17 protein-coding genes are annotated in these 15,462 nt (G+C 33.4%); 11 read left to right on the plus strand and 6 right to left on the minus strand.

Annotation, left to right across the window (positions count from 1 at the left end):
- Nucleotides 1-7: 7 nt before the first annotated feature.
- Together HQN85_RS00985 and hscA are read right to left on the minus strand one after the other, a co-directional pair.
- Nucleotides 8-463 carry a GNAT family N-acetyltransferase gene (locus HQN85_RS00985; RefSeq protein WP_173268481.1) on the minus strand — a complete coding sequence of 152 codons (456 nt, stop codon included), beginning with the start codon at nt 461-463 and terminating at the stop codon, nt 8-10.
- A gap of 15 nt (nt 464-478) precedes the next feature.
- Nucleotides 479-2,341, minus strand: a complete 1,863-nt coding sequence (hscA, locus tag HQN85_RS00990; protein ID WP_173268482.1) for a Fe-S protein assembly chaperone HscA — start codon at nt 2,339-2,341, stop codon at nt 479-481.
- A gap of 304 nt (nt 2,342-2,645) precedes the next feature.
- On the opposite strand from hscA, the gene miaE reads away from it, so the two are divergent.
- Nucleotides 2,646-3,227 carry a tRNA-(ms[2]io[6]A)-hydroxylase gene (gene miaE / locus HQN85_RS00995; protein ID WP_173268483.1) on the plus strand — a complete coding sequence of 194 codons (582 nt, stop codon included), beginning with the start codon at nt 2,646-2,648 and terminating at the stop codon, nt 3,225-3,227.
- Between the two features lie 54 nt (nt 3,228-3,281).
- Here the strand turns inward: miaE and HQN85_RS01000 are convergent, their stop codons facing one another.
- Nucleotides 3,282-4,364 carry a DUF3810 domain-containing protein gene (locus HQN85_RS01000; protein WP_173268484.1) on the minus strand — a complete coding sequence of 361 codons (1,083 nt, stop codon included), beginning with the start codon at nt 4,362-4,364 and terminating at the stop codon, nt 3,282-3,284.
- A gap of 3 nt (nt 4,365-4,367) precedes the next feature.
- On the minus strand, nt 4,368-5,702 hold the full coding sequence (locus HQN85_RS01005; RefSeq protein WP_173268485.1) for a dihydroorotase: 1,335 nt from the start codon (nt 5,700-5,702) through the stop codon (nt 4,368-4,370).
- 208 nt (nt 5,703-5,910) lie between these two features.
- Between HQN85_RS01005 and HQN85_RS01010 the strand changes: the two genes are divergently transcribed.
- The 4 genes from HQN85_RS01010 (at nt 5,911) to HQN85_RS01020 (ending at nt 8,366) form a co-directional block, all read left to right on the plus strand.
- Nucleotides 5,911-7,257 (plus strand): DEAD/DEAH box helicase, encoded by a 1,347-nt coding sequence (locus HQN85_RS01010; protein ID WP_173268486.1) that lies wholly within the window; start codon nt 5,911-5,913, stop codon nt 7,255-7,257.
- Nucleotides 7,258-7,521: a hypothetical protein gene (locus tag HQN85_RS15670; RefSeq protein WP_216847200.1), complete on the plus strand. Its 264-nt coding sequence runs from the start codon at nt 7,258-7,260 to the stop codon at nt 7,519-7,521.
- A 61-nt stretch (nt 7,522-7,582) separates the two neighbouring features.
- Nucleotides 7,583-7,918, plus strand: a complete 336-nt coding sequence (gldC, locus tag HQN85_RS01015; RefSeq protein WP_173268487.1) for a gliding motility protein GldC — start codon at nt 7,583-7,585, stop codon at nt 7,916-7,918.
- A 43-nt stretch (nt 7,919-7,961) separates the two neighbouring features.
- A complete protein-coding gene (locus HQN85_RS01020; protein ID WP_173268488.1) occupies nt 7,962-8,366 on the plus strand; it encodes a hypothetical protein in 405 nt (134 codons plus the stop codon).
- On the opposite strand, the gene HQN85_RS01025 is transcribed toward HQN85_RS01020, so the two are convergent.
- Both HQN85_RS01025 and HQN85_RS15845 read right to left on the minus strand, forming a co-directional pair.
- Nucleotides 8,349-8,864 carry a DUF421 domain-containing protein gene (locus tag HQN85_RS01025; RefSeq protein ID WP_173268489.1) on the minus strand — a complete coding sequence of 172 codons (516 nt, stop codon included), beginning with the start codon at nt 8,862-8,864 and terminating at the stop codon, nt 8,349-8,351. The two genes, HQN85_RS01020 and HQN85_RS01025, sit on opposite strands and share 18 nt — an antisense overlap.
- Before the next feature lie 91 nt (nt 8,865-8,955).
- Nucleotides 8,956-9,441, minus strand: a complete 486-nt coding sequence (locus HQN85_RS15845) for a methylated-DNA--[protein]-cysteine S-methyltransferase (protein WP_173268490.1) — start codon at nt 9,439-9,441, stop codon at nt 8,956-8,958.
- A gap of 70 nt (nt 9,442-9,511) precedes the next feature.
- Between HQN85_RS15845 and HQN85_RS01035 the strand changes: the two genes are divergently transcribed.
- From HQN85_RS01035 to HQN85_RS01060, 6 genes are all read left to right on the plus strand, one after another.
- Nucleotides 9,512-10,177, plus strand: a complete 666-nt coding sequence (locus HQN85_RS01035) for a heme exporter protein CcmB (protein ID WP_173268491.1) — start codon at nt 9,512-9,514, stop codon at nt 10,175-10,177.
- Nucleotides 10,178-10,199: 22 nt separating this feature from the next.
- Complete coding sequence (gene ccsA, locus HQN85_RS01040; RefSeq protein WP_173268492.1) at nt 10,200-10,856, plus strand: cytochrome c biogenesis protein CcsA; 657 nt, start codon at nt 10,200-10,202, stop codon at nt 10,854-10,856.
- A gap of 4 nt (nt 10,857-10,860) precedes the next feature.
- Entirely contained in the window at nt 10,861-11,079 is a 219-nt protein-coding gene (locus HQN85_RS01045; protein ID WP_173268493.1) for a CcmD family protein, read from the plus strand.
- A 144-nt stretch (nt 11,080-11,223) separates the two neighbouring features.
- Nucleotides 11,224-12,645 (plus strand): Glu/Leu/Phe/Val family dehydrogenase, encoded by a 1,422-nt coding sequence (locus HQN85_RS01050; protein WP_173268494.1) that lies wholly within the window; start codon nt 11,224-11,226, stop codon nt 12,643-12,645.
- A gap of 364 nt (nt 12,646-13,009) precedes the next feature.
- Nucleotides 13,010-13,603 (plus strand): Crp/Fnr family transcriptional regulator, encoded by a 594-nt coding sequence (locus HQN85_RS01055; protein WP_173268495.1) that lies wholly within the window; start codon nt 13,010-13,012, stop codon nt 13,601-13,603.
- 71 nt (nt 13,604-13,674) lie between these two features.
- Nucleotides 13,675-15,198: a hypothetical protein gene (locus HQN85_RS01060; RefSeq protein WP_173268496.1), complete on the plus strand. Its 1,524-nt coding sequence runs from the start codon at nt 13,675-13,677 to the stop codon at nt 15,196-15,198.
- Nucleotides 15,199-15,462 lie beyond the last annotated feature (264 nt).

Consider the following 15,462-nt stretch of genomic DNA (forward strand, 5'->3'; position numbering starts at 1 on the left):
AGTAAAATTATTTTGATATTACTTTTTCAAAACACACACTATTTTCTACACCTTCATATTGACCGTAGTTCGGTATAATTTGATATCCACTTTTTAGATATAGCGCAATCGCTTCTGGTTGTTTATTACCTGTTTCGAGCACGCATTTTTTAATTTGGAGTTCTTTTGCCCAAATTTCTAATTCATTCAAAATTGTTGAAGCTATTCCAAGTCCACGCTTAGTAGGAGTGACAAACATTCGTTTTACTTCCATTGTATCGGATGTATACATTTTAATTGCTCCACAACCTACCGCAATTTCTTTTTCAAATGCTACAATTGCATATTTTATAGCATCAATTTTATTAAATTGAGCATAAAATGAATGATCTTCACCATCTCTAATTTTTAAATCAGCATCAAGTTCAGCTACCAATTTTTGGAAATCTTTATTTTCAGAGTTAGTTCTTATGCAATCAATCATGGGAAAATAAGTTAATTACTGTTCATCAACTCTTTTGCCCTTCATTGCTTGGCCAACTGCCATATCCATTAATCGCTCTGCAAATGGGCGAGTAAATTCATTTAGTTCATCAGCTTTCTTTAAAATTCGATCTTTATCGCCGCTATCTAATGCATCTTTAAGCTCAGCAATAATCACAATAGTTAATGTAAGTTCTTGCTCGTTTAAAATATTCCCGTTTTTTTTGATAAATCGCTCTGCAGTATATACCAATTGTTCCCCTTCGCTTTTAGCTTCAATAAGCATACGTTGTTCTACATCACTTTTGGCGTTTTCAATGCTATCAATTAGCATTTTTTCTACTGTATCATCGCTTAAGCCGTAACTCGGAATAATATCAATTTCTTGTTTAACACCAGAACGCAATTCAATAGCTTGCACGGTCAATATCCCATCAGCATTCAATAAAAAGTTAATATCGACCTTTGGTAAGCCTGCAGGCATAGCTGGAATCCCTTTTAGATCGAACTCTGCCAATTTGCGGTTTTCTTTTACTAAATCTCGCTCACCTTGGTAAACAGAAATTTTCATATTTACTTGTCCATCAATAGAAGTAGTGTATTGACGACCAGCTTTTGTAGGAACTTTACTGTTACGAGCAATGATTACGTCCATCAATCCACCCATAGTCTCAATTCCTAATGAAAGTGGGGTAACATCTAATAATAATATATCTGAACGATTTCCTGCTAAAATATCTGCTTGAATGGCAGCACCTAAAGCCACAACCTCATCAGGATTAATTTGGTCGTGTGGTTGACGGTTAAAGAAATTGCTTACTGCTTGTTTTACATAAGGTGTGCGAGTTGAACCACCTACTAAAACCACTTCATCAATTTCACTGATAGTTAAATTTGCATCCACTAATGCTTGTTTACAACAGGTTAAAGTTTCGTCAACTTTGGCTTCAATTAGTTTTTCGAAAGTTTGTTTATCAAGTGTACACCAAATATCTCCAACTTTTTCGTTGTATAAATTTTGTGTTGATAATGCTTTTTTCGCAGCTTCTGCTTGCAAACGCAAGGTTTGCATCAAAATATTATCTTGGGCAACTTGGGCGAAATCTAATTTATTTTTTTCTATCCAATAATTTAAAATAGCTCTGTCAAAATCATCACCACCTAAAAAAGTATTGCCATTAGTAGCTAAAACTTCAAATATTCCATTTTGGATTTGGAGAATAGATACATCAAAAGTTCCGCCGCCTAAATCGTACACAGCAATAGTTTTTTGTTGGGTAGGATTTAAACCCAAACCATAGGCTAAACTTGCTGCAGTTGGTTCGTTTACAATACGCAAAACATCTAAACCAGCTAATTTGCCAGCATCACGGGTAGCTTGTCTTTGACTATCATTAAAATAAGCTGGAACCGTAATTACCGCTCTATTAACAGGAGTTTTTAAAGCGTGTTCGGCTCTTGCTTTTAGCTCTTTTAAAATCTCTGCTGAAAGCTCTATGGGAGTATAAAATTTATTTCCAGCTTTAATTTTCACTAAAGCATCGGTATCGTCATCTATAATTTTGTAGCTAAAAATATCCTGATGGCTGGCCACATCTTTGTACGAACGACCTAATAATCGTTTCACAGAAAAAATCGTGTTTGCAGGGTCCGAAGTTAAAAACGCTTTTGCTTCATTACCTACTTCGGCATCGCCATGTTCATTAAAATGAACAATAGAAGGTACTAAAAGCCCTTTTCCAGTATCGTTAATTACTTGTGGGTTTTTATCTGGATTGATAAAAGCAACCAAACTATTGGTAGTGCCTAAATCAATTCCAACTATAATTTCTTCTTGTTGTAATGAACCTGTCGCCAGATTGATGGATATTTTTGCCATGCCACAAAGTTACACAGTTTGAGATTGAAATTTGTTTAAAAGTTGTAAAGTTAGTTCTTCCTTGTAGATGATTTTTTAAGTAGCTGATGGATTTTATGAAACGATTGTTAGTGCTTTTCGGTAATTGCAATCCTGCTATTCGCTACAATCTTTTTTGCGCTTCGACTTCGCTCAGCGTGACAAAAAGTATTTTCGCTACTATCAGGTTTGTTTTAAAATAGGAGGTGGTTCTTGGTGCAACTATAAGCACAACTTCCCAACTTTCGGTCTTTCGGACTTCCCGACTATTTTACTAATTTTGAATATGCTAGGACTTAAATTATTGACTGATCCACGGTGGGCGAATATTGCGGAATCTAACTTAGAAGAAATTTTAACAGACCATGCTTGGTGTGAACAAAAAGCAGCTACAAATGCCATCAATTTAATTGCTGATAATTGTGAACATATAGATTTGGTGTCAGAATTAACGGTTATTGCTTTAGAAGAAATGCAACATTTTCAGCAAGTGGTAGATATCATTAAAAAAAGAGGATATACTTTAGGTCGTGGGAGAAAAGATGATTATGTTGGCCAGTTGATGAAATTTTGCAAAAAAGATGGCTCAAGAAACAATAGTTTTATAGAACGATTATTATTTGCTGCAATGATAGAAGCGAGAAGTTGTGAGCGTTTCCGAGTGTTGTCTCAAAATATTCAGGATAAAGAATTAGCTAAATTTTACCATGATTTAATGGTTTCAGAAGCTGGACATTATACTACTTTTTTAAACTTTGCCCGTAAATATACCATTGATGTTGATATAGATAAACGTTGGAAAGAATGGTTGGTTTTTGAGGGCGAGTTAATTATGAGTTTTGGTAATAAGGAAGCGATACATGGTTAATCAGTTCTCAGTTTACAGTTTGAGTTGAATAATAGCATCTGAAACCTACAACTGTTAATTGCTAGCTGATAACTCTTTTTTATGTATATTCCATAACCAAATTACAATATTTTGATAGCTTTTAATTCCTCTTTTTTGATTGTTAAGTTTTAAAAATTTATCAAAAGCTACACCCATATAACTAGACATTTGTCCGTTGTATTTAGCCCAAAATTCATTTTCTGCTTTGAAATTAGCTAATACTTCAGGTGAAATTTTATCTCGCATTTTAAGGTAATCTTCGGGAGATTTCATTCTGATCTCGAATAAAATATAGCGCAACATATTATAATTAACCGAATATTGGAAGTTAACATCATTACTATTTACACCAACTAAATAAGCTACTAAATTGGCTTCATCTTCTCGGGCAACACCCATTTGATGTGAAATTTCGTGGCAAGCAACAAAAGGTAAAACCCAAGCAGGTAATTTCATATTTATGTTTGCTTCACCACTTAATGGATTGTAATAACCTTCAATTCCTATTTTACTAACCATCCAATCGTTTAACACAGGTTTTATTGATGGTGCATTGTAATGAAAAAATGAATTTTGTATTTCCATATGCTGATACTCAATAACTGCTTTTTTACGAAGTTCATTAATATCGTAACTGAGTTTAGGAGATAGTTGAGGTTGTAATGTGTTTAATTTATCGATAAAATAATTGCCTAAAATCACTAATTCTTTAACGTTGTATTTTTCGTCGCTAATAGTTAATTTTTGAGTAATGCTTGGCCTAGCGTAATTTAAACCCCAAAGCAGTTTAAAACTGATGTATAAAATTAAAAATAGGTTAAACAATTTTAAGGGAATAATTAATCGATGACTTTTACTAAGTGATTTTCTTCTTTTAAAGAATAAAAAGACCTGTATCAAGGCGAAAACAATTAGTAGTCCGTATAAAATATCTCCTAAAGCAAAAGGAAAAATGGAAGAAATCCATCTTAAAACAGAAGAAAAAATAGGGTATAAACCGTTTGAATAAATATTTAGGACTAATTGAGGGAATAATCCCAAAATATATATAAGTAATGCAAGGCCGAAGATTATGGTGGATTTTACTAAAAGGCTACGAGGAATTATAGTTTGCATAAGCTAGCGAGTAAAACTCAATCTCTTTCCAATCTCACTTGTCATAAACTTACCATTTTGATAGGCTAAATTACCTGATACAAAAGTATGTGTAATGCTTGCTTGAAAAGTTTCTCCATCAAATGGCGACCAACCACATTTATAAAAAATGTTTAGTGGTGTTACTTTAAAGGGATCATTTAAATTTACCAATACTAAGTCTGCCCAATACCCCTCACGGATAAAGCCACGTTTTTCGATATCAAAACAAATAGCCAAGTTATGAGCAGTTTTTTCTGCAATTTTTTCTAAAGAGATCTTTCCTTGCAAATGCATTTCTAACAAAGCGGGTAAAGCGTGTTGCACTAATGGTCCACCAGAAGGTGCTTGTGAATAAGGTTGTTGTTTTTCTGCCAAAGTATGTGGTGCATGATCAGTTGCAATTACATCAATGTTGTCATTTAATACACCTTGTAAAATGCCAACTTGATCGGCTGCAGTTTTTACAGCAGGGTTCCATTTGATGAAATTTCCTTTTGTAGCATAATCTTGATCATTAAACCAAAGGTGATGTACACAGGCTTCGGCAGTAATTTTTTTATCTTTTAATGGAATTGAATTATCAAATAAAGCAATTTCTTGTGCAGTAGAAATATGCAGAATATGCAACCGTGTTTGGTAACGTTTAGCTAATTCAACTGCTAATGAAGAGGATTTATAACAAGCTTCTGCACTACGTATTAAAGGATGCATTTCTATGGTTAAATCATCGCCATATTTTGCCTTAAAAGTGGCTAAGTTTTCACGAATTGTTGCTTCGTCTTCACAATGTGTAGCGACTAAAATTGGTGCTTTGCTGAAGATATTCTCTAAAGTTTGCTCATTATCTACCAACATATTTCCAGTTGATGAACCCATGAAAACTTTAATTCCACATACGTTTTTAGCATCCGTTTTTAAAACTTCTTCTATATTATCATTGCTGGCACCCATGTAAAATGAGTAATTGGCTAATGATGTTTGTGCAGCGATATCATATTTATCTGCTAGTAATTCTTGTGTTAATGTATTTGGAACGGTGTTGGGCATTTCCATAAAAGAAGTAATACCACCTGCAACTGCTGCCATACTTTCGGTAAAAATATCTGCTTTGTGCGTTAAACCTGGCTCACGAAAATGAACTTGATCGTCTATCATTCCTGGTAAAAGGTAAAGTCCATCGGCGTTAATTTCTTGTGCTTCTGGAGCTGATAATTGTTGACCAATTTTCTCAATTAATCCGTTTTTTATTAAAACATCAGCTATAAATTGCTGTCCTTCGTTAACTAAAGTTGCGCCTTTTATCAGATACGTATTCATAGTTGTAAAGGTAGGTAATAGAGTCGGAAAGTTTAGAACATAAACCTTTGTTTTCTAAACTCGATAGGAGCTAACACGAAGTGCAACGAAGTAAAGCAGATAGCGGGACTGGATTTGCGAAGAGAAGTTTCCGATCGTTTTCAAAGCTTTTCTTATTGAATGGACGATAAACTTCGGACTACAGACTTATTCTGTATCTTTGTACGCTATGGCAAAATTGTTCGAAGAATTTAATTTAAATAGGCAAATATTAAACGCAGTTGCCGATGCAGGTTACACGGTTGCTACTCCAATACAGGAAAAAGCAATTGCACCGGTTTTGTCTGGTCAGGATATTTGTGGTATTGCAGAAACAGGAACGGGAAAAACAGCAGCCTATGTTTTACCGATGTTGATGAAATTAAAGTATGCGCAGGGCGATGCAGCAAGAGCTTTAATTTTAGCGCCAACTCGCGAATTGGCCATGCAAATTGCGGAAGAAGTGAAGCGTTTTAGCACCTATACAGATTTACGTTCGGTGGTAATTTTTGGCGGAATTGGTCCTAAGGCACAAAAAGAACAAATAAAAGCAGGAGTTGATATTATTATAGCAACACCTGGACGCTTTTTAGATATTTATCTTTCTGGAGATATTAACACCAAATACTTACAATTTTTAGTGTTGGATGAAGCTGATAAAATGATGGATATGGGCTTTATTGGTTCTATTCACAGAATTTTAGAAGTGGTTCCTCGAAAGCGTCAAAACTTGCTTTTTTCGGCTACAATGAGCGATTTAGTGCAAAAGATTGCTGGAGATTTTTTGAAACATCCAACTATAATTGAAGCAAGCGAACAAGCAACGCCAGCAAGTACGGTTACGCAAGTTCTGTATGAAGTACCAAATTTTAAAACAAAAATTAATCTATTACAGCATCTGCTGAAAGACGTTGAAGTTTTTAATAGATTGATCATTTTTTGTAAAACGAAAGCAGTAGCTGATAATATTTTCAGTTATGTTGTGCGTAAATTTGGCGAAGATTCGGTTAGAGTTATTCATGCAAATAAAGGGCAAAATACGCGTATTAATTCTATCAATAGTTTTAAAGAAGGAAATATTAGGGTTTTGGTAGCTACAGATGTCGCATCGAGAGGAATTGATGTGACGGATGTAAGTCATGTTATCAATTTTGATGTTCCTATTATTATTGAAGATTATGTGCATAGAATTGGTCGTACGGGTAGGGCTTTTGCCACAGGAGATGCAATTACTTTTTGCACAGAGGCTGAAAAATATTACATCCGTAAAATTGAAAAGTTAACGCGTCAGTTTATTCCAGTTGAACCCATTCCTGAAGGAGTTTTTGTAGAAGAAACACCTTATGAGGAAAAACAACAGATTGCGAAAGAGATAGATTTGCAAAAACGCAAGGAAGACCCTGATTTTAAAGGTGCTTTCCACGAAAAGAAAAATGCTAAACAGATTGAAGAGCGTGAGAGAGAAAAGGCTAGAAATAAAGCGCACAAAACAAAAGTATTTAAGAATAAAAAACGCTTTGATAAGAAGAAATCATAAATGAAATTACGATTAACGCCATTAAACATAATAACTGCACTAAGTTTTGCGCTTTTAGTCGTTAGTTTTTTTCAAACGAAAACAGCCGGTCAACATTTTGATATGACAGCTTTTTACAAATTTCTGTTGGGTTGTTTAGTGGTGGTAAGTTTTGTAAGTGATTTAATTTTCAGATTTACCTTTAAGGATTTAAAAAGAATTTGGATAGTTGAATTAGTGTTCATTGCACTAACTGCCATCCTTATTTTAATATTACAAAAGTAAAACGATAGGTGTTTAAAATTGCTTTGTAAAATCAGCATATTTGCACCCATAAAAAAATAACATGAAGAAAGCAGAGATAATAGTAACAGTAGAATTAGACGATAACAATTTACCAGATCAAATTTTATATCAAAGTACAGATGGCGAAAACAAAGATCAGGTGCCAGTAAAATCTATGATGTTATCTTTTTGGGATCATAATTATAAAAATTCCATGCGTATTGATTTATGGACAAAGGATATGCCTGTTGATGAAATGAAACGTTTTTTTTATGAAACTTTGCAAACTATGGGTGATAGCTTTTTGAAAGCAACTGGCGAAGAAAACATAGTGGAAGATTTACGTGATTATTGTGCGCATTTTGCAGATAAAATGGGTATAGATACAAGAAAGTAATTTTTGTCATCCTGAGCTTGTCGAAGGATTAATTATAATAAAAATGTTAATTGTAAAAAAAACAAATGCTTATTTAGGCTTAATTCTAGCGGTAATTGCCGCAGGAGTTTCTCCAATTATTAAAGTGCCTTTAAAGGGAAATTGGAATTTATATCAAACAGATCAACGTCTATTTCTAATTACTTTTGCAATTCTTGCTTTAACCTCTTTATGTTTATTTTTAAGACAACTGAAAGCATTTAGAGTACTCACTTTCGTGTTATTTGTTTGGAGTTTATTAATGGCTGCTGCGGTTTATTTTAAATCGAACAATTATTTTGGCTCTAAGTTTTTTGATAAAGTTTTAGCAAAAACTATTCATTACCAATGGGGATGGATTGTTTTGTTAGTTGCGGTTTTATTGTTAATCACTAGCGTAAAAAAAGAAGTTTTAACCACCAGCAGTTAAGGTTTTGTGTGCTTTTTTACGTTTATAATGTGTTTGTTTTAAGGTTTTATTTCCTGTAATTATGCTAATATTACCATCTACTTCAAAAATGGCAAGTTTCACATCTTTGTAATGTTCAACACCATGTTCTCGCATGGCTTCTTTTAATTCATCATCGCTAATGCCTAAATGGCTTAGTTTTTTAAAATCTAATTTACCGTCGTGAATTAAAATTTCGGGACGTTGAGAAATGAATTCACGGATGCCTTTATTGTTGAACATTAATTTCTTCAGAGCATAATTTAAAATAAAGAGCACAGCAGCTGCAGCCAATCCGCCTAGTAAACTTGTATTGTTACCCACCATTGCATTTTGTACTGCATTGCTAATCAATAAAATCAACACCACATCAATAGTATTTAATTGCGAAAACTCTTTTTTGCCTGTTAATCGAATAGCAGTCAACATAAAAACATAGACAGCTAAACTTCGCAGTGCGATATCTAAATAAGGATTCATTTTAATTTTTGATTTAAAATTACGATTTACGATTAATGTATAGATCGAAAACCAAATCTTTCGGTCTTCCTGACTGATAACTTCCGACTTCTTAAAACTTCAACTCTGTTTGCCCTTTCTGAGCAACTTCTCGTTCATGTTGCAATAGCCATTGCTTTCGCCATAAACCACCAGCATAACCTACTAATTTACCATCACTTCCAATCACTCTGTGACAAGGAACAACTATTGCGATATTATTTTTTCCATTTGCCGCTGCGATCGCTCGAATAGCCAAAGGTTGATGAGCAGAAAATTTAGCATATGAAACAGTTTCAGCATAAGGTATTTTAGATAAATTATGCCATACCTGCTGTTGAAAATCAGTACCAGATTGATGAATTGGAAATGTGAATTCTTTTAAATCTCCTTCAAAATACGATTTTAATTGCTGCGCAGCGGTTTTGGTGATTTCGTTTTCTGTTAATCCAGCGGTTTCTCTTTCAGCAAATGTAATCACATTTACAGCAACATCATCCGCTAGAATAGTTATCTCTCCAACGGGACTTTTTACAACGCTACAATATTTTTGATCCACAACACAATATTACAACAATACAACAATTTAACAATACAACAATTTAGCAATAAAACTATCTTTGTCGGATATGCAAATTGCGAATCAAGTTAAACAACTCATCCGTAAAGAAATGTTATTAGAGTGGCGTTCTAAATATGCGCTCAATGGCATTTTGCTGTATGTAGTTTCAACTGTATTTGTTTGTTTTCTATCTTTTGTAAGTGTTCCAGAAAAATTGACATGGAATGCCTTATTTTGGATTATTATGCTTTTTGCATCTATAAATGCAGTAGCCAAAAGCTTTTTGCAAGAAAGCAAAGGCAGGCATTTATATATTTATACATTAGTTAGTCCTGTAGCCTTAATTATAGCTAAAACTTTGTATAATAGTTTGTTAATGATAGGTTTAACTCTAATCGCACTACTATTTTACACGTTAGTTTTTTCTTTTCCAGCAGGTGCTGACATGGGAATGTATTTAGTGGCAACAGTTTTAGGAAGTTTAAGTTTTGCAACCATATTTACGATGGTTTCAGCAATCGCTTCTAAAGCTGGGAATGGTGGAATGTTGATGGCAATTTTGAGTTTTCCTATTATTATTCCGGTTTTAATTGTATTAATTAAACTAGCGAAAAACGCTATTGATGGCTTGGATAGAAGTGTAAGTTTAGATGATATAGGCTTATTGGCCGTGATAAATGTATTGGTAATGGCTGCGTCTTTATTGTTATTTCCTTACCTTTGGCGAGATTAAAAACGAAATCAAAATATAAAAAATGCAAAAATCTTGGTGGAAAATTTTAGGAGCTGTTTTAGTAATTTATTCAACAATTGCTGGGTTATTATTAGGTGTTCCGCATTTAGATATTTTAAATGAAACCATCAGAAATTTGTATTTCCACGTACCGATGTGGTTTGCAATGATAGTATTATTTTCAATCTCAGTTTTTTACAGTATTAAATCATTAATGTATACAAATGAGGTGTACGATTTAAAAGCAGTTGAAGCTATCAATGCAGGTATTATTTTCGGTGTTTTAGGATTAATAACCGGTGCTGTTTGGGCAAAATATACTTGGGGACAATTTTGGAGTTTCGATCCTAAACAAAACTTTGCAGCGATATCTATTTTACTCTACTTTGCATATTTAGTACTGAGAAATGCTATAGATGAGGAACAGAAAAGGGCTAAAATATCTGCTATTTATAACATTTTTGCTTTTCCAATGATGGTGGTTTTATTATTCGTATTACCACGTTTACAATCTTCTTTGCATCCAGGAAATGGAGGTAATCCAGGTTTTAACAGTTACGATTTAGATAGCCGTATGCGTATGGTTTTCTATCCAGCATGCTTAGGATGGATACTGATAGGTTACTGGATTTATACCATTCGTTTTAGAATTCGCTCTATAGAACATCAAACAAATTAATGCCATGAAGAAAATTATTTTCACTTTATTAATGTTAGTAACTACCCTGAATTTGTTCGCTCAGAACAATAATGTAGAAATGGCTGATGCCTTACGTGCTGATGGAAAAATATACGTTGTTGTTGCTGTAATGGTAATAATTTTGCTTGGTTTGATCATTTATCTCTTCTCTTTAGACAAAAGATTAAAAATGTTAGAAAAAAAATCTTCTAGCAAAAACTAATTTTAAACGTCCTATTCCTAACCTTTTACCTTTTTTGTAATGGTGTTTATCTTACACTAAGCAAATTTGCACTTGCATTAGTGGTTTATTTTAATGCAATTTTGCACCGTACAAGAAGAAAATCAAATTTATAAAACACAAAAAATGGCTAATACAGCAAACGAAACAAGTTTTTTTACAGATGTATGTAAGAACTTTGATAGTGCCGCACAATTTACCTCACATCCAGAAGGTTTATTGGCTCAGATAAAAGCATGTAACAGTGTATATCGTTTTCAATTCCCAATTCGCAGAGGTAATGGCTTTGAGGTAATTGATGCTTGGCGTGTAGAACATTCTCATCACATGAGTCCGACTAAAGGCGGTATTCGCTATAGTGATATGGTGAATGAAGATGAGGTAATGGCACTTGCTGCCTTAATGACTTACAAATGCGCAATCGTTAACGTTCCTTTTGGTGGCGCTAAAGGCGGAATTTGTATCAATCCGAAAAATTATTCTGTTGCAGAATTAGAGACAATTACTCGTCGTTATACAACAGAGTTGATCAAAAAGAATTTTATTGGTCCTGGTATTGATGTTCCTGCTCCTGATTATGGATCTGGTGAGCGTGAAATGAGCTGGATTGCCGATACTTATATGACAATGAATCCTGGCTCTTTAGATGCTTTGGGTTGTGTAACTGGTAAACCAATTGCTTTACACGGTATTCGTGGTAGAAAAGAAGCTACTGGCCGTGGTGTGGCATATGCTGTACGTGAATGCGTTTCTTTTGCAGAAGATATGGCTAAAATTGGTTTAAAAGCTGGTTTGGGTGATAAAAAAGTAATTGTACAAGGTTTAGGTAATGTGGGTTATCACTCTGCTAAATTTTTAGCTGAGTTTGGTGCAACAATAGTAGGGGTTTGCGAATTCGAAGGCGCAATCTATAATGCGAATGGTTTAAACATCGATGAAGTTTTTGCACATCGCAAAAACACAGGCTCAATTTTAGGATTTTCTGGTGCAACAGACTTTAAAAATTCTATGGAAGGTTTAGAGCAACCATGTGATATCTTGGTTCCTGCAGCATTAGAAAACCAAATTACTGGTGCTAACATCCGTAATATCAAAGCAAAGATTATTGCAGAAGGTGCAAATGGACCATGTACGCCAGAAGCAGAAGAAATTTTCACTGAAATGGGTGGTATCATTATTCCAGATATGTATTGTAATGCAGGTGGGGTAACAGTTTCATATTTCGAGTGGTTAAAAAATCTTTCGCATGTTGCTTTTGGCCGTATGGAAAGCCGTTATGCAGAAAACTCTAATGCGAATTTAATTAATACGTTAGAAAGCTTAACAGGTAAGAAAATTCCTGATGAAAACCGTTTGATGATTGTTAAAGGTGCTTCTGAAATGGAATTGGTAAACTCTGGATTAGAAGATACCATGATTCATTCTTACAGAGAAATTAGAGAAACTTTAATTAATAAACCAGAGGTGAAAACATTAAGAACAGCAGCTTTTGTAAATTCTATTGATAAAATTGCAATTTCTTACATGAACTTAGGTATTTGGCCATAGTTCAGTATATTTCATAAGAAGAAAAGCTCCAATTATTGGGGCTTTTCTTGTTAAAATTATTTTTAATGTCAATTGGGGTTAAGTAATTTTAGTTTTGAGTAATCTCAAGTCTAAGTACATTGTCTTCGTTCTATTAAATTAGTCTTGACCTGTTCGATATATGAGCCAAAACTCGGCAACACCTATTAAAGCAAGTTATCATTCTTCTCATTCTAATAATAAAAACAAATCTAAAGGAACAGCATAGTAAATTCAATTATAGTAAGTGGATTTAAAATTATATATCATCATTTTTTTGTAATAAAAAAGGCTATATAATTAGTCTTACTATTGTTTTAAGCTAAATTTTTGTTCATCTTAGGTTATGCCTAATGAAAAATTATACCCCCAACATCAAAACTTATTTAATGTTTTTAATTCCATTTACCCATTAAGTGACGAGCTACAAAAAGCCATAGCTAATGAGAGTGATATTATGCACGTTGAAAAGAAAACACGATTATTAAATGCTGGTGAAACAAGCAATACTATTTATTTTATTAATGTTGGTGCAGCGAGAGTATATTATTTAGATAAAGAAGGAACAGAAATTACCTCTTGGTTTTTAGTTGAGAATGAACTGCTCATTTCTGTTTATAGTTTTTTTACTGGCCTACCAGGATTTGAATATATAGAAACCTTAGAAGATTGCACTTTTATCACCTTAAGGCGTGAAAAACTAAATCAATTATATGAGAAATATTTAGAGTTTAATTTTATAGGAAGAAAACTGACCGAGTATTATTATATCCGCAATGAAATTCAAGCAAATGAATTAAGAATGCTAACAGCAAAACAACGCTATCAGCAATTATTAACAACTAACCCAAAGTTATTAAATAGGGTTTCTTTGGGTCATGTTGCTTCCTATTTAGGTATATCTCAAGAAACATTAAGTAGAATTAGAAAACAAATTTGATTTTTTGACTTTTGTCAAAAACGGAGTAGAATTAAGCAAGTACCTTTGGTTATTGCTAATCACAAAATTCTATGAAACAAACATCTAAATTCAAAACACATTCCCTATCAAAACTAACATCAGTTCTGTTCGTATTTTTAACGATATCTTTCAATTCCTGTAAAAAAGATAGCAATGAGATCCAGTCTAAGGATATTGTATCTGAAACTAAGGAATGGTTTGCGCTCCAAACTAATAATAAATCATTAACCACATCATTATTTAGACAGCATATACTAAATAAGACTTCTTCTTTAGACCCTTCAGGAACCAAAACGATCCCAAGTAATGCAGATCATCCTCTTAGTATAGATTGGAAAGATGCAAAAACATACCAAACATCAGATAGCACAATTGTTGAGGTGCCAGTAAGGAGTTCTGGAATTTTTAACTTTAATACCGAAGTTCCTATTAATGGAAAAAAAATGAGAACGAATAAGAGCATTACCAAGCTTTTATTTATAAAAACAGCATTAAAAACCGAGGGCTATTTTATGACTATTATTAATAGTGATGAATATCTTGCAGAAACATCTTCAAACCCTAGTAAAAATACGTTTCTTCAAAAAGAGCAAAATTTTACTGGAACAATTGTGTACCATGATCTCCAAGGAAATATGACAAATGTGGTATCAATTGGTAAATCTACCCGCTTAAATAAACAAGAATCTCTAAAATCCTCATTTGGTACTGGTCGAGTAAGTCAAGCGCTTCCGCCCACCTGTGTTGAGACTCCTATCTATGAGGTTTTTGGGGTTGGCTGCGTTGATATTAATGAGTATTATATATTTTGTGAATCAGTATATAGTGTATATGTTGGTCATACTATTTGTGGCGATGGTGGTGGTGTGCCACCAACGAATCCTGGTGGTGGTGGGGCTCCAGGGGGCGGTTCAGGTGGTAGTAATAGTAGCAATGAATATAACCCACAAGAATTTCAATTTTCATCAGACCCAGCAATTTATTTAAGCGATCTTTTTAACTGCTTTAATAATATCTCGAGTACTATGGCAACTTATTCAATCACATTATCAACTGATTTACCTGTAAATTCAGACCCAAATAAATTAGTGAATTATTCTAGTTTTCCACCTAGCCCTGGGCACGCATTTATTACATTAACAAAAACAAATGGTACCAATATGGTTACGAAATCTTTTGGATTTTACCCTGACCCAGATATTTTGAGCTTAACAACAGGGCCTGTAGGCAGCAAAATGAATGACAATGGAGCTCATGATTATGATGCGAATATCAGCATGTCTCTGACAGCGGGCGAATTTCAACTAGCAATTAGTAAGGCTTTAGAGAAACGAAATATGAGTTATGATATTGATAAATATAATTGTACTGATTATGCATTGGATGTTTTTAATGCTGTAAGGGATGTTAGTAATAAGATTGAAGTGCCAAATTGGGTAGGCACATTAGGGTATAATTATGGAAAAACCCCTAATGGACTATATAATAGATTGGCTTTAATGAAAAGCTACGGTAACAATAGTATCTCATTAGTTAAAGGTAATGCAACTGCAAAATCAGGTGTTTGTAATTAATATGCTAAAATTTAGATTTGCAATCCAATTGCTACTTATTATTTCTTTTTTATTAATTATTATAACTGGTGATAAAATATCAGGAATAGTATTAATGTATTTACTATGGTTACCTTTTTCTGTAATAAGTGGATCAAGTAATATATTTTCACTAAATATCGATAAAACGTTCATAATACTAATTGATATGATTTATTTCATTGCATTGTATTTTTCAATTTTTTCACTATTTAGAACATATTATTATAAACTAAATTCTAAAAA

Source organism: Pedobacter boryungensis, from assembly GCF_013204825.1.
GTDB lineage: Bacteria > Bacteroidota > Bacteroidia > Sphingobacteriales > Sphingobacteriaceae > Pedobacter > Pedobacter boryungensis.